The following is a 20,177-nucleotide window of genomic DNA, read 5'->3' as shown; positions in this document are numbered from 1 at the left end:
TGGTTGGTTATATAACCTTTCCTTACGGTTCTTAACCCAATGTTGGGTGGCAATGTTTTATTAGTGGCCTGTAGTTCGTTTTTTTACTTTCAATTTTGTCCTCTTAAGGAGAATCGTTATGCGTAAATTAGTATTTGCAAGCTTGGCAATGTTGAGTGCAACGGCATTTGCTGGCCCGGAATGTACCCAAGCAGATAAATCTGAGTGGCTGGATCAAACCAAGTTTCAGGAGCAACTCAAAGAGCAGGGTTACGAGATCAAGGTTTTTAAAGTGACTGATGGCAACTGCTATGAAATTTATGGCTGGAATAAGGACAAACAAAAGGTAGAAATTTATTTTGATCCGGTCAGCGGTAAAATTGTGAAAGAGGAAATTGAAGATTAATGCGTGCGCAACTGGTACCACTTTGGGATCCATTAGTCCGTTTGTTTCATTGGTCGATTGCGCTGATTTTTATCGCCAATTATTTTTTTAATGAAGCGGGCGACGATTGGCACCAATGGCTTGGTTATGTGGCAGTGGGCTGGTTGCTGGTGCGCTTTGTATGGGGCTTTGTTGGGAAAGGTGCAGCGCGCTGGGCAGATTTCTTCCCAACGCCGGCGCGGCTCTCGGCTCATGTCAACGCATTGCGCACCGGGCAAGCGTATCACCGTATGGGGCATTCCCCTGTGGGGGCGCTGGTGATGATATTAATGATGACCGGAATCTTAATGCTGGGCATCACGGGTTATATGTTGGAAGAGATCGATTATTTCTGGGGCGTGCAGTGGGTAGAAGACTTGCATGAGTGGATCGCTAATGCGGTGATGGCATTGGTTGTCGTGCATGTGAGTGCGGCGCTACTGGAGAGTTATCGCCTCAAGGAGAATCTGCCCCTGTCGATGGTAACGGGGAAGCGTCGTCCTTTGGATTAATCATGTAATTACTTTTCTCTGCTAACAACAAAAAGGCCAACCGGATGCGGTTGGCCTTTTTGTTATACGCTGACTTGGCGTTTTAATTACACGCTGTGCCTTCCAAACCATCGGCAAATCCGCGCAGTGCGGGTTTATCGTTGTAGTTGTTGTCGAATAATAATGGCCAGGCAATTGCTTCACCGTTATAGGCGGCCGTGGCGGTTGTTAGCCAGGTGTTGGCATCGGTGGTGCCCCACACGCTAATACCGCCGCGCTGTGCTGCAGGCACTGTGTCCATATAAGCTTTCACGATTTCGCAGTAGCGTTTCTTTTGTGCCAAAGCGACAGTGTTGGTGAAGCTGGTAATTTTGTTGCCCGGCCAGCCGCCGCTGTAGGGGTTGTTTACCGCTACATCCAATTCGGTGATTTTTACTTTCAGGCCCTTATCCACCACTTTTTTCATCGCGGCACTGATGCTGGCGATGCTCGGGTAATCCATAAACACATGCATCTGGAAACCCACACCATCAATGGGAATGCTGCGTGTTTGGAAGTCGGTCAGCATTTCAATCATCTTGGTGGTTTTGGCGTTGTTTTGGTCAATGTTGTAATCGTTGTAGTAGAGAATCGCACTGGGATCAGCAGCACGTGCCGCCTGGAAAGCCTTTTCGATGTAAATCGAGCTATTGCCACTTTTTACATAAAAGGTGGAATCGGTGGTGCGGAAGTTAGCCACCGGAGAGCCGTCGTTGATGGCCTCATTCACAACATCCCAGCTCACCACATTACCCTTGGCTTTGAAGTGGGTAACCACCTGCGTCACATGGTCTTCAACTTCAGCGATAAAGTCTGCTGCTGAACCGCTCCAGTTTTTCATGAAGTTAGGCACTTGGTAGTCTGAATGCCAAACCAGCGCGTGACCGTGTACGTTGATGTTGTTGTCTTTGGCGTAATCCACAAAGGTGTCCGCATTGGTGAAGGTGAAGTTGCCATTGCTCGGCTGCAGGTAGCTCATTTTCATGATGTTGCCTGCCGTCATCTCGCCAAAATGCTTTTCCACCACGGCTTGTTCCGAGGTATTGGTCACGATGTTAAAGCTGGGGCCGTCGTTGTTGGTGACTGCCGCTCCAATTGGGAAGGCGGCCAAGGCTTGCAGTCGGGTCACATTGGCAGAGTAAACGCTACCGGTGCTGGAGCTTTGTGCCGATGAGCTACTTGCTGCTTGTGCAAGGGTAACGGTGACGCTTTTGATGGTTACGACGCCGGTTGGGGTTCCCTTGGCTTGCACGCCGACTTGCACGTCAAACTCTGTCTGATTGAACTTTTTGTCGCTTTCAGTAACGGGGCAAGAGATGGTTGCATCTTCCCCGGCCGTGAATAGCTCGTTGCCCGCCCAGCAGCCCCATTCACCCGGATAGCTGCCGCCTTTGATTTGCGCGAATGGTTGCAAGCTTGCTCCGCTGGTTTTGAATTCGCTGCTGACATTAACCACCATAGTAATGATGGCATCTTCCAGCTGAATGGGTTTGAGCATATCAGTCACGGCGCCTATGTTATCGCCGCTGGCGGTAAAGCTGACCCCATCGCTATTGAGAGTTACGCCGCTATTGCCAGTGCCATTGCCGCGCCAACCGCTGGTCATATCCAGGGTTAACACTGTTGCACTGGCCGCGCTGCTGGAGCTGGCCGGAGCCGAGCTGCTAGCGGGCTCGCTGCTCGCTGCTACTGAGCTGGGGGCGATAGAGCTGGCTGCTTCCGAGGCGATACTACTTGCCGGGGTTGAGCTGGGCTCGACCGAGCTCGCGGGGGTACTGGAGCTGCTAGTTGCACTGGTATTGGCACTTGAGTTGTTGGCGCTAGAATTATTGTTATCGCCACCACCCGAGCCGCCGCAGGCGCTGAGCAAAAGCGTAAATAGACCGATTGATAAGAGTTGATGTACTTGCTGCATGGTTTTTTTCCTGTGTATTGCTAGTTATTGGTATTGTTCTAGTCAATTAAACCATAAGAAAATTTGAGTTGTATACCAGTGAGCCGCCCATGGCGCAGCTTTCCTTGTGTTTATTTTAGTTTTATAAGGAAACTAATTTCATGCATAAAAAAACCACCCGAAGGTGGTTTTTTTTGCAGTGGAAACTTTGGGTTGGCGAGTGCTTAGCCCTCCATTTGCTCCAGTTCTTTGCCTTTGGTTTCTTTGACCAGCTTGAGGACAAAGAAGATCGAGAAGGCCGAGAAGAACGCGTAAATACCGTAAGCACCCGGCAAGCCGAGTGATGAGGCCAGCAGGTAGGGGAAGGTGAAGGTGATGAGGAAGTTGGCGCCCCATTGTGCCAAACCAGCCACCGCCAGCGATGAACCGCGAATCTGGTTGGGGAACATTTCGCCCAACATAATCCACATCACCGGGCCCCAGGATACGTTGAAGAAAATCACGTAGAGGTTGGCGGCAACCAATGCCAAGGTGCCCATTTCGGTTGATAGCATCAACTTGCCTTGCTCATCCAGCGGTGCGCCATAAAAGGCGATAGCCACCAAGCTCAGGGTCACGGTCATGCCCAACGAGCCAATCCACAGCAGCGGTTTGCGACCGATTTTGTCCACCACCAAAAAGGTGATAAAGCAGGCACCAATACTCACCACACCAGATACCACGTTGATTAACAGTGAGTCGGATTCAGAGAAACCCGCTGCTTGCCACAGCACTGAGCCGTAGTAGAACACCACGTTAATGCCCACAAATTGCTGCAGTACCGCAAGGCCAATACCAACCCACACAATGGAGCGCACACGGTTGGTCGTTTTGTCGATCAAATCCGCAAGGCGCGGTTTGTGATGGTCAGCGGCGAGTGAGGCTTCAATCTCGCTGACCTTGGCAGTACCTTCAGCGGTGCCATAGAGTTTCACCAGGACAGCTTTGGCTTTATCGACCTGACCGGAAGCCATCAAAAAGCGCGGGCTTTCGGGGATAAATAACAACGCCACAAAAAAGATTACCGCAGGGATCAGTTCCATCCAGAACATCCAGCGCCAGGTTTCGTAACCCAGCCAGAATACCGCCAGCGATGAACCGGCAAATTTAGCGAGGAAGTAGTTGCTGACAAATGCGGCGGTTAAGCCGGTGATGATGGCGACCTGTTGCACGGAACTGAGTTTGCCGCGATAGCGGGCCAGCGCTACTTCACTGATATACGCCGGGCACATGACCGAGGCTGCACCTACCGCCAAACCACCAAGCACGCGGTAAATAACAAATTCAATCGACCCGGTGGCAATGCCTGAGCCCCACGCCGACACGATAAAAAATACCGCCGCGACAATCAAAATCGCCTTGCGGCCATATTTATCGGCCAGAGTACCGGCAAAAAACGCACCGACCGCACAGCCAAGCAACATGGAGGACACTTCAAAACCGGCGGTATTGATGTTGAATGCCGAGCGCAAGCCATCTACCGTGCCGTTAATAACGCCGCTATCAAAGCCAAAAAGAAAGCCGCCGATAGTGGCGATGACACTGATCAAAATAATAAACGGCGTATTCGCCTGATTGTTGGTACTGGTCTCGTTCATGGTGATACCTGTTATAAAAATTATAGTGTTGCAGGCGTGGGCTGCCTGTCGTTGTGTATGCCGCTGGTTCGACGGCGCGACCTTACCACAGTTGCCCAGTGGCGGGCAGGTTGATACCGGGGTACGGCTTTAACGAGTCAAGCGATTGTCTCCGTAATGATTATTTCCCTGCGCTATCCATGGCGTGCGGGTTTTGCTATCGCTTGCGGGTCTTGCAAAAAGGCGCCGGTCTTGCGAACCGGCGCCTTGGGTGGCATGAATACTAATGCATTATGGTTTTATTGACTATATGGCGATCTTGGGTGAGTGCAAAAAACGCGATGGATTAGATCTCAAACGCAAAACCCGACTCGCTCAAATGCTTGTAAGCCTCGGAATCGAACCGGTAGAGGCTAGCGGCGCGGTGGGGAACACCCTGTTGTTTTTCGTTGCAGGGACTGAGCAGGTTCATTTTCATGATCTTGCGGCGGAAGTTGGGTTTATCCAACTTGGTATTGAGGATTGCCTCGTAAAGTGCCTGCAGCTGTAACAGCGTAAATTTTTCCGGCAAGAGGTTAAAGCCAATGGGTTGGTGGCACACCTGATGGCGCAGCACCTTCAAGCCGTGAGCCACTATCTCCGCGTGGTCGTATACCAACTCAGGCAAGTTATTCACGCTCTGCCAGCTCACATCGGCCGCGCTTTGACCAGCCACCAGTGAAAACTTGTCGGCGCTCACCAAGGCGTAATAAGCAATGGTAACTACCCGCTCGTTGGGGAAGCGGTCAACGCGACCAAACGTTTTCAGCTGCTCCAAAAACAAATCGCGCACCCCGGTCAGTTCTTCCAGCAGGCGATAAGCGGCATCGCGCAGATTTTCGTCGTAGCGAATCCAGCCGCCGGGCAGTGCCCATTTGCCTTGGTGCAGCGGGTCGGTCTGTTTAACCAGCAGGATTTTCAGCTCATCGTCATCCAGGCCAAAAATCAGGTTATCGATGGAGAGCGCCTTGATGATGTTGTCATCAAGGTGCGGGGAGCTTTGGGTATTGAGACTGCCGGGAATATGGTTATTGGGCACGAGCAATGTCCTCAAGGGCTTTGCATTTTATGGATAAGGTTTGGTGTGAGCACAACCGATCAGCTCAGGTTGCGGGCATTGTATAAGCCATGTTCGCAATGGTCGAGCCTTAGATACATGGCGCCTCATTCCCGCTACTGGCGTGGAGGTGCTATTCAGGTATAGGTGATTGCGCGCCATTTGCGCCAGTGACAGAGGCCGGCTTTATAAAAATTAACGTGCGGCCTCTTGTTGTCAGTTAGACAATAAGATATTCTGGTCATATAAGTTGAAGCGCTGGTATTTGGTCTGCACCCGATACCCGCATTCGCACAGGTTTTTGCCTGCAAAAAATTGTTAAACGAAAGTTTCCTAAACCTATAAAAGAAAACGAGTCCCTATGCTGTTTCTTGGTATTGATGTTGGCAGTTCCTCAGTGAAGTTGTCGGTGCTGGATGGCGTAACCGGCAAGAGCTTGGGCGCGCTGTCTCACCCTGAATCTGAACTGGCTATTGATAGCCCCGCGGTTGGCTTTGCCGAACAAAACCCCGACACCTGGTGGGATTGTGTGCGTCAGGGTTTAGTGCGCTTGGCGGCGCGTGACCAGATCAAACTCGACCAGATTGATGCCATAGGTATCTCTTACCAAATGCACGGCTTGGTAGTTGTCGATAGCAATCAACAAGTGCTGCGTCCATCCATTATTTGGTGCGATAGCCGCGCTGTGCCCTTGGGCGAAAAAGCGCTCGCCGATTTGGGGCGCGATTATTGTTTTGACCATCTATTGAATTCCCCCGGCAACTTCACCGCCGCCAAGTTGCGTTGGGTGCAGGAAAACCAGCCGGAGCTGTTTGCGCGAATTCATAAAATGATGCTGCCCGGCGATTTTATTGCGATGAAATTATCCGGTGTGATTAACACCACCGCGTCAGGTTTGTCCGAAGGCACGCTGTGGGATTTCAAAGAAAATCGCATCGCGACGGAATTGTTAAATCACTGGGGCATTTCGGCGGATTTAATTCCCGATGTGGTGCCGAGTTTTGGTGTGCAATCCATCGTGAGTGATGCCGTTGCCGCTGAATTAGGCCTGCGCAAAGGCGTGAAAATTTGTTATCGCGCGGGCGATCAGCCCAACAACGCGTTTAGTTTGAATGTATTGGAACCGGGTGAAGTAGCGGCGACTGCCGGCACCTCGGGGGTGATTTACGGTGTGACCGATCAGTCCGCGGCGGATGTGGAATCCCGGGTGAATACCTTCTTGCACGTGACCAATACCGACGCGCAAAAACGCAACGGTGTGCTGGTGTGTGTGAATGGCTGCGGTCGTTTGTATTCCTGGCTGCGCCAAACACTCGGTGAAGCGGGTGCAACGCCATCCTACCCACAATTAAATGCATTGGCGCAAGCGGTGCCCGTGGGTAGCGAAGGATTGTTGTTTCATCCTTTTGGCAACGGCGCCGAGCGAATTTTTCAAAATAAAAATTTGGGTGCACAGCTGCGCAATCTGGATTTCAACCGCCATGGTTTGGGTCACATGGTGCGCGCGGCGCAAGAGGGCATTGTGTTCTCGCTCAATCAGGGCTTCGATGTATTGAAATCCCTGGGCGGCAGTTGTGACGTGGTGCGTGCAGGCAAAGGCAATATGTTTTTAAGCGCAGTGTTTGCGCAAACTTTTGCCAATACTACGCAAGCCGCCGTGGAAATGTTTGAAACCGACGGCGCCGAAGGTGCTGCCCGCGCGGCGGCATTGGGCAGTGGTTATTACGCCTCGGCGAGTGAAGCTTTTACCGGTTTGACCCGTTTAAATGTGATCGAACCGGAAGCGCAATTGTTTGCGCAATATCAGGATGCCTACCAACACTGGTGTGAACTTTTGCCGCGTTAATCGGTACAAGTATGCAGTGCAGTAAGCGATAAACTTTTTACAGCAAAACCCCATAAGGTGATAAACATGAGTATTGTTCTCGGTAGTAAAGAATACTTCCCCGGTATCGGTAAGATCGGCTTTGAAGGCCCTGACTCCGATAATCCACTCGCATTTAAATACTACGACGAGAATCGTGTAGTTGCTGGCAAAACCCTGAAAGAGCATTTCAGATTTGCTACTTGCTACTGGCACAGCTTCTGCGGCGCTGGTCACGATCCTTTTGGTCCAGGCACCAAAATTTTCCCGTGGATGGCAACGCAAGATCCAATCGCCCGCGCTCACGAAAAAATGGATGCGGCGTTTGAATTTATCACCAAACTGGGCACACCTTACTACTGCTTCCACGACATCGATCTGGTTGATGAAGGCAGCAGCCGCGCAGAAACTTCACAGCGTTTGCAAACCATCGTTGAATACGCCAAACAAAAACAAGCCGCTTCTGGCGTGAAATTGTTGTGGGGTACCGCCAACCTGTTCTCCAACCCACGCTACATGAACGGCGCGTCTACCAACCCGGATTTCAACGTAGTGGCTTACGCCGGTGCGCAATTGAAAGATGCGTTGGACGCAACCATCGCTCTTGGCGGTGAAAACTATGTGTTCTGGGGCGGTCGTGAAGGTTACATGAGCTTGCTCAATACCGACATGAAACGCGAACAAGAGCATCTGGCGCGTTTCCTGACCATGGCTCGCGATTATGCGCGCGCGCAGGGCTTTAAAGGTTACTTCTTCATCGAGCCAAAGCCGATGGAGCCATCCAAGCACCAATACGATTTTGATGCAGAAACCGTTATCGGCTTCTTGCGTCATCACGGTCTGGATAAAGACTTCAAACTCAATTTAGAAACTAACCACGCGACTCTCGCTGGCCACACCATGTGTCACGACATGCAAGCCGCTGCTAACGCGGGCATGTTGGGTTCATTGGATGCCAACCGTGGCGATTACCAAAATGCGTGGGATACCGACCAGTTCCCTTACAACATCAACGAAACGGTTGAGATGATGTTGGTATTCCTGCGCGCTGGCGGCCTGCAAGGTGGCGGTGTGAACTTTGATGCAAAAGTGCGTCGTAACTCACCTGATCCGGTCGATATGTTCTACGGCCACATCGGCGGCATGGACACCTTTGCTCGCGCATTGATTATCGCTGACAGTTTGATTCAGCAGTCTCCGCTGGAAGGTTTGCGCAAAGAGCGTTACTCATCATTTGATGCGGGTAACGGCGCTGCTTATGAGCAGGGCAAACTGACTCTGCAACAACTGGCAGACCTGGGCAACAAAGGTGGTGAAATCACCCTGCAAAGTGGCCGTCAGGAACTCTACGAAAACATTATCAACCGCTACATTCGTTAAGCTATTTTTTTAGTGCGGGCCTTGCTCGCACTTAAATACCTCGCAAAGCCTCTGCCGCTACAACACTTGCATTTTTGCCGGTGTTGCTAGCGGTTTTTTTTGCCCTTCATTTCTCATCCTATGGCGGCAGGGCTGGTGTCTTGTTGGCCGCTCTTTTATGCTGGTTGCCCGCGCTGATCCGGGTTGGGCTGCCCCGCGAAAATAGTTTTAACAATAATGGGTTCAGTGTGATCGGTTTGACATGAATTGGACTTACTTTGCTCTAAAAGGAAACGCAAATGGATAATCTACAACGTCGGCACAGAGGCGCAGTCTTGATGAAAAAATTTCAGTACGCGATAAACGGCATGGCTCTGAGTGCCCTGGCATTGGTATTGAGCGCCTGTGGCGGTGGCAATAGCCAGGTATTAGGCCCCAAGCCGGCAGACACTGGCGGTAATGGCGATAACAATGGCTGGGTGGCCGGTGTTTACCGCGATGCGGACACCTTTAAAAACCTCTGCGAAGCACCGCGCTCGGGTCGTAGTCAATTCACCAACCTGACCTTTCCCGATAAAAGGGGCACTCGCACTGACGAGAAAAACTTTTTGCGTGCCTGGACTAACGAAACCTATTTATGGTTTGACGAAGTTACCGACCGCTCGCCCACTATCGATAGTCAAACTCCGCAGGATTATTTTCTGCTGCTAAAAACCAATCGCACTACCAGCTCCGGTGCGCCCAAAGATAATTTCCATTTCTACGAGCCCACTGAGGACGCGGAAGCCTGGGAAGCGGGTATCAGTTACGACTACGGCTTTCGCTTGAAAGTCTATTCCAGTACACCACCGCGCCGTTATTTCATCGCCTATGTCGAACCGGGTTCACCGGCAGCTACTGCCGGCGTACAGCGCGGTGATCGCATTATGAAAATCGATTCTTATGATTTAGTAACAGAAGAAAGCAATGCAGGATTAATGGCGCTCAACGAAGGGCTGTTTCCCAGTGAGTTGGGTGCAGCGCACAATTTTGAATTGCAGGCAGTGGATGGCAGCAGCAAAATGGTATCGCTACAGGCCGGCCAAATTGAAAGCAAAACCGTATTGCACAGCTCGGTGATCGATACCGACAGCGGCAAGGTGGGGTATTTGGTATTTAATTCCCACGTGGAAAAATCGCAAGACGAATGGGTTACGGTGATCAGTCAATTCAAGTTTGCCGAGGTCAGCGATTTAATTGTGGATTTGCGTTACAACGGCGGCGGTTTGTTATCCATTGCCAGTCTCGCATCTTTCATGATTGCGGGCACCAATGTACAGGACAAGGTGTTTTACGAACAAATCCAAAATTCCAAACAGCCGCGTCTGGAGCCTTTCCCATTTCTGGATGAGGGCTTGTACGGGTTAAATAAAAATGTTGCCTTGCCCTCGCTCCACTTAAATCGCGTATTTATTCTTTCCAGTGAATCCACCTGCTCCGCGAGTGAGGCGATTATCAACGGCCTGCGCGGCGCCAATGTGGAAGTGTTTTTAATCGGCGCGACCACCTGTGGCAAACCCTATGGTTTTTATCCGGAAGATAATTGCGGCACCACCTACTACACCATCCAGCTTAAAGGCGCTAACGCCAAAGGTTTTGGTGAATACAGCGATGGTTTTATTCCCTCCAACAGCGATAACGGCACCACGCGCGTAAAAGGTTGCAGTGTAGAGGACGACCTGAATCATCAGCTCGGCGACAGCAGTGAAGCCATGCTCGCCACCGCGCTCAGGTTCAGAGCCACCGGTAATTGCGCCTCAGCAGTTACTCGCAGCCAGCAAAAAACACAGGCTGAATTTAATAACGGTGAATTAATTTTACCGGACACCCGAAAAATTATGGTGTTGGATAGGTAAAAACAAAAAGGCTTCCCACTGTGGAAGCCTTTTTGTTTGTCTCGATGATGTATATTTTTATGGATAGTGATTGAAATGAACGCGAATAATTTCTCCCTGGCTGATTACCTTCAGCGAATTAACCTTGAAACTATGCCAGCATGCGATGCAGAGGGATTGCGTCAGTTAATGCGCGCGCAATTGCACACTGTGCCTTTTGAGAACCTGGATGTGCAAGCGGGCAAGATTGTCTCATTGGTACCAGAAGATATAGTAGAAAAAATAGTTTATCGCCAGCGCGGTGGTTACTGTTATGAAGTGAATGGTGTGTTTGCAATGGCATTGGCTGCGCTCGGGTTTGAATATCGGCTTATTGGTGCGCGCCCTATGTTTTATCCCTACCGTCGCCCTAAGAGCCATATGGTGTTGTTGGTTTCACTCGGTGAGCAGCATTGGTTATGTGATACCGGGTTTGGCAGTTTTGGTTTACGCGCACCGATTGGTTTACATCAGCTTGGCGAAACCCTGGTGCAGGACGATGAAACCTTTATGTTGGTACAAAATCAGCAGGGCGAATATGTTTTAAAAGCCTTGGTAAAAGGCGAGTGGGCGAACCAATTTTGTTTTGATCTCTACCCCATGGAGTGGGTGGATTTCTCACTTCCTAATTATTACAACTCTACTCACCCTGACGCTGTATTTGTAAAACAATATTTAGTAATGCAACAGCACCCGCAGGGGCGAACCTTGCTTTCGGGGGATCAATTAAAAAAAATGCAGGGAGCAAACGATGTGATTGTTAATGTCTTGCCGGAGCAGTTGGATGATGTACTGTTGCGGGAATTTAATCTGACGCGCGAAGGGTGATGAATATGCCAACATTACAATTAACAGCTGAACAGCTTGCCCAAGCATTGGATACGTTGAATAAAACTAAGGGTGGCTGGTCACTGCAGGACGACAAGTTAAGTAAGCAATACAAATTCTCTGATTTTCAACATGCTTTTGGGTTTATGACAATCTGTGCACTCTATTGTGAAAAAGTGAATCATCACCCGGAGTGGAGTAATGTTTACAATCGAGTCAATGTACAGCTGACCACCCATGACGCAGCAGGTATTAGCGACAAGGATGTTGCACTGGCGCAGCAGATGGACGATATATTTACGATGCTAGCGCATTAATCGCTGGCGTTAAAAATAGAGATGAATCACGCGTGATTATTTGGAATACTGCGGTAAACAGTATTTCGGGAGTCACCATGACACAGTCAATTGCACGCGTATTTATCTTGGTCGCCACTTTGTTTTTTTCATCGCATATGTATGCTGCCGAAGCTAGTGCGCCGCCAGTACCTCACGCCTTGCCCGCCAAAGGTGAATTGCTTTACCAATCAACCATGAGTGAGAAGGGCACGGTTGCCAATTGGATCATGGAAGGTAATGCACAGGTAAAATTCCACGATGGCTGGATGGAAATGTGGTCGCCGGATAAATCGGCACACCATGTATTTTGGTGTCCGCAGGATTTTCCCGACAGTTTTATTGCTACCTGGGAGGTGCAAAATCTCGCTACTGATGCCGGATTATTAATTGTATTTTTCGCCGCAATCGGTGAAAACGGCGAAGATATTTTTGCGCCCAGTTTGCCAGAGCGCGATGGCACTTTTACGCAATATACCAACGGCAACATAAAAAGTTATCACATCTCCTATTACGCCAATGTCGCCCATGAACCGGGGCGAGTTCACGCTAACCTGCGCAAAAATAATACGTTCAGTTTGCTGCAGTCCGGCAGCGAGGGCATTCCTACCCAATCCGCCGCCATCCATAAAATCACCTTGATAAAACAGGGCGCGCATATTCGCTTGTTAATTGATGGGCGCAGCGTGATTGATTACATCGATAACCAACCGCTCATTAAGGGTGTCGATACCGGCGGCCCACTGGCCGATGGGAAAATTGGTTTCCGTCAAATGCAGTGGAGCCACTTTCGCTATCGCAATTTTCAGGTGTGGGGATTAAACGTCGGTGATGAATGATATTGAGCTGCTGAGCCGCGTGGTGGCCAGCCTGAAATTGCCGGGTTTTAGCGCGCAGTTGGCCGCCTACCTGAAACAACAGGTGCAGTTTGATCATCTGCTGATATTGGGCTGCCGCGCGGATAAACACCCGATTTATCTTTATGATTCTATTACCACCCAGCGTGACTTTTTATTTCAGCGCTATTTAACTGGCTCCTATTTAGATGATCCCTTTTATCGCGCAGCGCAACAACAAACGCAAGCGGCAGTGTTGCGTTTGCAAGATGTGGTGATCGATGTTCGCGAGCGGCGTGAGTATGAGCATAATTTTATTCGCAATACTGGCCTGCAAGATGAGCTGTGCATTTGTAGTCCTTTGGATAAAAACCGTTGGCTGTTGCTATTTATGGGTTACAACGATAATAACCCGGCACGCTACCAAGAGGTTTATGTCGAACTGGTTCGCTTGTTGCCGCTGCTTCATGCGCTGCTCAATCAGCAGTGGGGTGAACAAAGTTTTGCTATGTCGGTGGGCGCGCTCCATAAAACCGGCTTGCAACAATTTTTAGCTGCCGCGCTCAGCTCATTTGGTGCCGAGGTACTGAGTAAGCGCGAGCAGGAAATAACCCTGCTATTAATACAAGGTTTTGATTCGCAGGACATTGCCGAGCTGTCGGCTATCTCTGTCGGCACAGTGAAAAATCATCGCAAAAAAATCTACGCCAAATTGCATGTGACCTCGCTCAGCGAATTGTTTCAAGTGTTTTTGACCCATCTGTTATCCAGTTAATACGTTCCTCCATTTTGTCTGCGCTATCCCTATAGGGATATCCACTCCGCCCGCTCTGCCTATTAGGCTAGGCGAACATTTACTGGTGGAGCTGGAACATGACCGATACATTTTTTGATGAACTGCATGAGCGCGGTTTAGTTGCACAAACGTCAAACCCAACACAACTGCGGGAATTTCTGCGCACACCGCAAACCGTTTACTGTGGCTTTGACCCTACCGCTGGCAGCTTGCATATAGGCCATTTAGTTCCCTTGTTAATGCTGAAACGCTTTAGCGATGCAGGCCACAATGCAATCGCATTAATCGGCGGCGCGACCGGCATGATTGGCGACCCCAGTTTTAAAACGGCCGAGCGCAGTTTAAATACCACTGCGCAAGTTGCGCAGTGGAGCGATCAACTCAGTGAACAAATCGCGCGTATAATGTCGCCCCACTTGCCACAGCCGCTAACACTGGTGAATAACGGTAGATGGTTGGCATCTGTAAATGTGCTGGAGTTTCTGCGCGATGTGGGCAAACATTTTTCCATCAACAATATGATTCGCAAAGAATCCGTGCGGCAGCGGTTGGAGCGCCCTGACCAGGGAATTTCCTTCACTGAATTTAGCTACTCGCTGCTGCAGGCTTACGACTTTGCCATGCTCAACAAAACCCATGGTTGCACCTTGCAAATTGGCGGCAACGATCAATGGGGCAATATTGTCAGCGGTATCGATTTAACCCGGCGGCTAAACGGCGCAAGAGTGGATGGCCTCACCTTGCCGCTTATCACCAAAGCTGACGGCACCAAGTTTGGCAAAACCGAAAGTGGCACTATTTGGTTGGACGCCACGAAAACCTCACCCTACAGCTTCTATCAGTTTTGGCTAAACGCCGACGACAAAGATGTATACCACCTGCTGGCCTGCTACACCTTTCTTTCCTGCACGGAAATAACTGCAATCACCACGCAGGATCGTACCGCAACCGGCAAGCCTGCGGCACAGCGAATATTGGCCGAGCAGGTCACGCGTTTTGTGCATGGCAGCGAAGGTCTGGCATCGGCGCAGCGTATTACCGACGCGTTATTTTCCGGGCGTATGGATAAATTAACCCTGCCCGAATTACAACAATTGGAATTGGACGGCCTGCCCAGCGTGGCAGTAAAAAAAGAAATGCCAATAGTGGATGCACTGATTGCTGCACAACTCGCACCATCCAAAAGCAAGGCGCGGGAATTGCTACAAGCCAACGCCATACGCATTAATGGCGAACTAACACTGGCCGAAAATTTAACAGAACACTTCGCCCTGTTTGATCGCTATTGGATTCTGCAGCGCGGCAACAAACATTTTTGTTTGCTTAGAGCCTAAATAAAAACGCCCAAGTAAAAAATTGCTTGGGCGTTTTTGTTTCTGCAGTTAAATCTTAAAAACTCAACCGTAAATTCAATTTCGTCAAGCGGCCTGCGGCGGGGAAGCCTATGTCGGTGTAGTAGGTTTCGTCGGCGAGGTTTTCCAAGGTTAAACCCAGTTGGGTGTTAGCATTGATGTTCCAGCGGATATTCGCGTCGATGCGATTGTAGGCATCCAGAATTTCTTCTACGCCGGTTCCAGTGTAACGGCTTACCGCGAAGCGTTCGTCTACGCGTAAATAATTTACGTTAAATGACCAAGCATTATTCAGTGTGTAGTAAAACGCGCTGCCGTAGGTGGATTGTGGGCGGCCCAAGAGGTGAGTTTCCGAGCTGGGCATGTCGATGTCGGCGTAGCTGCCGTGAACGCGCCAGTGCAGGTTTTGCAGCAATTGCCAATTAAGTTCCGCTTCCACGCCTTGGGTTTTTACCGGTGGACGATTGACGTTGGTGTTGTTTTCACCGTCGTAGTCGATCAGGTTTTTGTATTTGTGGTGAAACACACTCAAACGCGCACTGATTAAATCGCGAGTGTATTCAAAACCGGTATCGCTAGTGGTGACGGTTTCTTCCACTAAATTCGCATTGCCGACAAACGGGTGGCCGAGTGCAAAAAAGCTGGGCAATTTGAAGCCCTGCCCCCAATTGGCAAACCAGGAAATGTTGTCATTTATTTTATAGCGGGTACCTATGTGGCCTGAGTCGTTGGCAGCGGTGTTATCCGCATCGTCGCGGCGCACACTGGCTTGTACTAACCAGTCATCCGTTGCGTAAGCATTCACATTAATAAACGCGCTATTGATTTCGCGATCCAATGCAAAATTTAAGGGAAATACATCTGGCGCGAATAGATAACCTTCGCTAATGCCGTCTTCACGTTTGGTTTCTACGCCAATATTCGCCCAGATTTTTTGTTGATCACCGAGGGTATTGATCCAGCTAAATTGGGTGCGTTCAAAATCGATAACGGCGCCGTTGGGTGGTATGGGATCAAACGGCAAAATGCCGGGTGTTGTTTGATTTTCATCGCGCTGATACCAGCTTGCAGTGGTTTTACTTTGCCAGAAATTATTGACCTGCATAGTCCAGCTGAGCGCTGCACTTTTATCGGTGTATTCGCTGCTGTCCAAATCGGGTTGCTGTGCGTATTCCGGGCCGCCACTTTGTTCGGGGAAACTGGTGCGTTCACCATCAAAATAGCGATAACTAAAATTCAGGGCGTGATTTTCTTGCTGCCAATTTAACCGGCCAGAAAATTCTTTATTTTTAGCGGTGCTACCGGCAACCGGTTCACCGGCATCAGTCGTTTGAATATTAAATGCGTAACCCACTTGGCCGATTGCGCCACTTGCCGCAACGCCGGTACTGGCGTAATCGTCTTCACCGATACTCGCATTGAGGGTGGTGGATTCTTTGCCCGGGGTTTGGGTGATGATATGAATAACACCAGCGAGTGCATCGGAGCCGTAAATGGCAGATTGTGCACCGCGAATAATTTCAATGCGCTCGATGGATTCGATGTTAATGCCTTTCAAATCGAAGGCGCCGCCACGGGTATTGGTGGGGTCATTTAATTGCACACCGTCGAGCAATACTAGCGTGTGATTTGCTTCGGAGCCGCGCAAATTAATCGAAGTAACACCGCCGGGGCCACCTTGTTCTTCCACCCATAAGCTGGGGATTTGACGCAGGGCATCAATCAAACTGTGACTGCTTAGTTGCAGTAGTTGTTCTTGATTTAACACCGAGACGGACGAAGAAAGTTGTTCGTTGGTGACCGGGTTGTAACTGCCGGTAATGATTAATTCTTCAGTGGCGGATACTGCGGGCAGGGTAATTAGTGCTGCAATTAGCGGCGTCAAACGGAAGTGTTTCATATAAAGCCTTTTATAAAATTAAAAATACCGATCCATCAGACGTGAAAAAGCCGGATAGCGGTGTTTACTCTGGGACCGTGGGAGACAGGATGTCGACGACGAGCCCCCATGGATGGGTTTACGGCGTGTCCCAGAGTAAATGCCGCTATCCGGCTTCTACGTTACAGCGTAGAACTATTGCTTCGCAGCGGGAAATTTATAGAGTGTGTAATAAGCCTCCATTTTTTCCGGTGCATCTTTCGCAAACAGTGTTTTGCTGTTGAGGTTGGCATGATACACCCGCGCGGTTTGCTGTGGGTGAACCTTGGCTTGCACGAGCGAACCTAAATCAATCTCGATACTTTTACGGTCGGCGCTGATGCGCAGGGCTTTGATGGTTTCTTTTTGCATACCCAGCTCATCCGAACCGTAATCCGCTGCATCGCGATACACCCAAGACTCCAATGCCAGCAGCGATTGCAGCTGCTCTGCGGTGATTTGCGCGGCCAGTGGTTGGGTTAATTGCAAACTAAAACCGGTCGCTGTTGCCAGCATTTCAGTAATCGCCGGTGCGACAGTTTTGCCATCCCACACTATGCGTTGGAGGCTTGCGACATGACCACCTTTCGCCTGCCAGCCGCGACCGGTTTGGCCGAGTAACAGGCTGCCATCTTTCAGGAACAGTGGGCGCATTACGCCGGATTCCAAACCATCAATAAATGGCATCACGCTGCCTTGCTCTTTGCCATCCACGGTTTGCACCGCAATGCGCAGCAGATTGGATTGGGTTTGATCGCCCATCAACATCTGTCCGGCGTAAGGGCCGAATTTGCCTTTAGTGGTGTCCCACGCCGGGTGGCCAGGTGAGTTGGCGACGCGGTTGTGCGGCAACAAAATAATCGCATCGGCGCGTTTATCCAGCATGCTGTCACGGGTTTTTTCCGCCATTTCAGGTGTTACACCGGGCAGGTCAACCAAGGCCGATGGGTGGCCGTAGTAGGCATCTTTTTCGATCACAAAGATCTTGGAGGTACTCATGTATTCGCCCTGGTTATCTGAATACCAGAGGCGGCCATCCGGTGAAGTGCCCAAGCCAGCGGGGCTGCGCAAACCGTAAGCCCATGGCGTGAATTTGCCGTTGGGTTCGACACGAATATTCCAGCCGCCCAAGCCGCCTTCGGTGCCCATGTATTGGCCGCCGGCCTTGTAGCTGGAGCCAGCTTCGTTGTGGGCGAGGTTGAGGCTGATGTAGTAAGCGCCGTCTTTACCGCGCGCCGGGCCGTGCATATAGGTGTGATAGTTGCCGTGGTAGGAGTGGGCATCAAAGAGGGTTTCAAATTTATCTGCCACGCCGTCGCCGTTGGTATCGCTGATGCGCGTCAATTCGGCCTTTTGGCCAACCACTACACTCAGGCCTTTTTTGTCCTCGGCGATAACACCCAGGCTGTCAAAAGTACCTTCCGCAAACAATTGCCACTGGCCTTTCACCATGCGCCAAATACCGGCGGTGCGGGTGGCGATTACTACTGTGTCGTCTTCGGTCAGGCTTAAACCCAGGGCTTCAAACAATTGCTCGCGGCCGAAGTTGTCTTTCGGTGGGTAGTAGCTTTCCACTTTGTAACCGGCAGGCATATTGGCTTTGGATTCGGTGATTTTTACCGGTTGTTTATAGTGATCAAACTTCACCACTTCCGGGCGCCAGGGGTTGTTTGCCAGGGTCATTTTGGCGCTCAGGCTGGCCTTGGTTTTACCGGCGGGTAAGGTCCATTGCTGGTTGGCAATTTTCCCTTGTTTGCTGCTGATGTTTTGCAGCGCATCGCCATTCAGTGCGAAGGTTTGTGGGCTGGCCAATTCACCTGTGAGATTAACGGTTACTGTGCCATCGGCAGCGATGTTGGTTTGGATCTCCAGCGTGTTTTTGCCTACACGATACTTGAAGCTGGGCAGTTGTTGCTTTTGTTTGGAGTCGCGGAAGTAACCCAGAAACTGGGCGTCCATCGCCGCTACGCGGGGCAGGTGATCCTCTTTGCTTTCCAGTGAAGCTTTCACCGTGGCTGCATCGCCAAACTGGGCCTCTTTAAAAGAGAAATCAATTACATCGCCTTTGGCATTGAGTGGTGCGATTAAAAAGGTTTTGCTGCCGAGATTAATTTCGCGGCTTTCAAAGCCCATTTTTAAACCCTTGCCGCCGCGATTCAAAAACTCGCCACTCATATCCAAGAAGCCGCCTTGCCAAATTTTGGTGATAGCGAGCAGGCGTGGATCAAAGGTGTAGTTCACGCCCCAAGGGGTGCCTACGTGAATCGCACGGCCAGAGCTGCCGAATCCGTCGGTGAGGACCATCGGGCCGCGCTGGATGCGCACTTCATCGCCCACCAAAAATTGCAACCGGTCAGTTACCGGGTCGTATTCTTCCGCGCCGGTTTGTGCGAGCAATTTAATCGCCGGGCCTTGTTCGGCTGGAATGTTCAGCGTGGCGAGGTAATCGCCAATCGCATCGATTTGTACATCGCTTAAAACCTGCGCCGAAAACGCGGGCATGATTGGTAAGTAGGCTTCGCCTTTTTTGGCGCCGCTCTCGGCAATTGCTAACTGGGCTTCGGGTTCACGCAGGCTGCGGTGCAGGTATTGGCGATCGGCTTTTACCGTAAAGCGATGACCTTCGCCGCCCTCAACCACTTCGCGGTTGCGTGGCTCGCGTTTAAACAAGCCATAGAGGTTAGGTCCGGTGCTGACACCGCTGTCATCTGCGGAAACCAAGTGACAGGCGTTACAGCCTACAGCGCCAAAGGTTTCTTTACCCAAGGCCACAAAATCCACCAGTTCTTTTTCGTTGGTAGCTTCACCGGAGTTTTTGGGCAGGGTTACTAGCGAGAAATCGGCGCCGGCTAGAGTGAAATTGCGCAATGCCATTTGGCCTTTTTTGACCAGCAAGCTGGTGGGGCCGCCCGTACCTTCCCACGGAATGCTGGAGCCTTCGCTCAGGCCGGTGCGAATATCGTTGGTCAGCACTGGCTCGCCGTTAATCGTAACTTCCAGAATCAATGCGGGTTCGGTTTTGATGCTGGCTTCGTTGTAGCGCGGAGCGCGGAATTTGGCGCGCAGGTGCTGCCATTCGTTGGTGACGTTTTTTAAATCTACCGCGTAGCGACCTTGGATAAACAGTTTGGCGTCGCTGCCTTCGGTGACCAAAAACTCCATATCCAATACGGAATCCCCCAGCCATTCGTGGGCGACCAAGTGTTCGCCGTTACTGGCGCTCAGTGCGAGGATGGTGCCATCTTTGCTGGTGGGTGCCAGTTGTAATTTGTTGCCCACAGCACTGGCTTTGGTGGTGGTGACCCACGCTTTGTTTTCCTTGAAAAAATCGGCGGGGCTTTGTGCATAGAGCGGCAGGCTGCAGGCAATCAGCGAGCCAAGCAGGGTACTGCGTGTCAGCAGTGTGCTTTTTTTGAGTAGAGACATGATCAATACCG

At 50.6% G+C, this 20,177-nt stretch carries 15 protein-coding genes; 10 read left to right on the top strand and 5 right to left on the bottom strand.

All coding sequences use genetic code 11. From position 1 onward, the window contains the following. Positions 1–118: 118 nt before the first annotated feature. Both O59_RS17450 and O59_RS17445 read left to right on the top strand, forming a co-directional pair. A complete protein-coding gene (locus O59_RS17450) occupies positions 119–385 on the top strand; it encodes a PepSY domain-containing protein (protein ID WP_007645023.1) in 267 nt (88 codons plus the stop codon). Then, positions 385–915 (top strand): cytochrome b/b6 domain-containing protein, encoded by a 531-nt coding sequence (locus O59_RS17445; protein ID WP_007645021.1) that lies wholly within the window; start codon positions 385–387, stop codon positions 913–915. Before O59_RS17450 ends, O59_RS17445 begins: the two co-directional genes overlap by 1 nt. A gap of 82 nt (positions 916–997) precedes the next feature. Here the strand turns inward: O59_RS17445 and O59_RS17440 are convergent, their stop codons facing one another. The 3 genes from O59_RS17440 to O59_RS17430 form a co-directional block, all read right to left on the bottom strand. Further along, entirely contained in the window at positions 998–2,848 is a 1,851-nt protein-coding gene (locus O59_RS17440) for an endo-1,4-beta-xylanase (protein WP_007645019.1), read from the bottom strand. Between the two features lie 203 nt (positions 2,849–3,051). Continuing rightward, complete coding sequence (locus O59_RS17435; RefSeq protein WP_007645017.1) at positions 3,052–4,464, bottom strand: sugar porter family MFS transporter; 1,413 nt, start codon at positions 4,462–4,464, stop codon at positions 3,052–3,054. Positions 4,465–4,789: 325 nt separating this feature from the next. Further along, positions 4,790–5,521: an NUDIX domain-containing protein gene (locus tag O59_RS17430; RefSeq protein WP_007645013.1), complete on the bottom strand. Its 732-nt coding sequence runs from the start codon at positions 5,519–5,521 to the stop codon at positions 4,790–4,792. A 379-nt stretch (positions 5,522–5,900) separates the two neighbouring features. On the opposite strand from O59_RS17430, the gene O59_RS17425 reads away from it, so the two are divergent. The 8 genes from O59_RS17425 to tyrS all read left to right on the top strand — a co-directional run bounded on the left by O59_RS17425 (position 5,901) and on the right by tyrS (position 14,804). Next, positions 5,901–7,385, top strand: a complete 1,485-nt coding sequence (locus O59_RS17425) for a xylulokinase (protein ID WP_007645011.1) — start codon at positions 5,901–5,903, stop codon at positions 7,383–7,385. Between the two features lie 66 nt (positions 7,386–7,451). Further along, entirely contained in the window at positions 7,452–8,783 is a 1,332-nt protein-coding gene (xylA, locus tag O59_RS17420) for a xylose isomerase (protein ID WP_007645009.1), read from the top strand. A 317-nt stretch (positions 8,784–9,100) separates the two neighbouring features. Further along, entirely contained in the window at positions 9,101–10,657 is a 1,557-nt protein-coding gene (locus tag O59_RS17415; protein ID WP_007645007.1) for a S41 family peptidase, read from the top strand. Positions 10,658–10,732: 75 nt separating this feature from the next. Beyond that, positions 10,733–11,503 carry an arylamine N-acetyltransferase gene (locus O59_RS17410; protein WP_040393317.1) on the top strand — a complete coding sequence of 257 codons (771 nt, stop codon included), beginning with the start codon at positions 10,733–10,735 and terminating at the stop codon, positions 11,501–11,503. A gap of 5 nt (positions 11,504–11,508) precedes the next feature. Beyond that, positions 11,509–11,820, top strand: coding sequence for a 4a-hydroxytetrahydrobiopterin dehydratase (locus O59_RS17405; RefSeq protein ID WP_040393363.1), 312 nt, complete (start codon positions 11,509–11,511; stop codon positions 11,818–11,820). Between the two features lie 77 nt (positions 11,821–11,897). After that, the gene (locus O59_RS17400; RefSeq protein WP_157152626.1) at positions 11,898–12,677 is read left to right on the top strand and encodes a DUF1961 family protein; all 780 of its coding nucleotides are present in this window, start codon (positions 11,898–11,900) and stop codon (positions 12,675–12,677) included. Beyond that, positions 12,670–13,449, top strand: coding sequence for a response regulator transcription factor (locus O59_RS17395; RefSeq protein WP_007645000.1), 780 nt, complete (start codon positions 12,670–12,672; stop codon positions 13,447–13,449). The genes O59_RS17400 and O59_RS17395 overlap by 8 nt, the downstream gene beginning before the upstream one ends. Positions 13,450–13,547: 98 nt before the next feature. After that, entirely contained in the window at positions 13,548–14,804 is a 1,257-nt protein-coding gene (tyrS, locus tag O59_RS17390; RefSeq protein WP_007644998.1) for a tyrosine--tRNA ligase, read from the top strand. Positions 14,805–14,859: 55 nt separating this feature from the next. On the opposite strand, the gene O59_RS17385 is transcribed toward tyrS, so the two are convergent. After that, entirely contained in the window at positions 14,860–16,722 is a 1,863-nt protein-coding gene (locus O59_RS17385; protein ID WP_007644990.1) for a TonB-dependent siderophore receptor, read from the bottom strand. Positions 16,723–16,896: 174 nt separating this feature from the next. Then, positions 16,897–20,166 carry a c-type cytochrome gene (locus O59_RS17380; protein ID WP_007644988.1) on the bottom strand — a complete coding sequence of 1,090 codons (3,270 nt, stop codon included), beginning with the start codon at positions 20,164–20,166 and terminating at the stop codon, positions 16,897–16,899. Between the last annotated feature and the right edge of the window lie 11 nt (positions 20,167–20,177).

The organism is Cellvibrio sp. BR, assembly GCF_000263355.1.
Classification (GTDB): domain Bacteria; phylum Pseudomonadota; class Gammaproteobacteria; order Pseudomonadales; family Cellvibrionaceae; genus Cellvibrio.
Note: the sequence above shows the minus strand (reverse complement) of the source record. Positions and strands in the feature narration are given on the sequence as shown.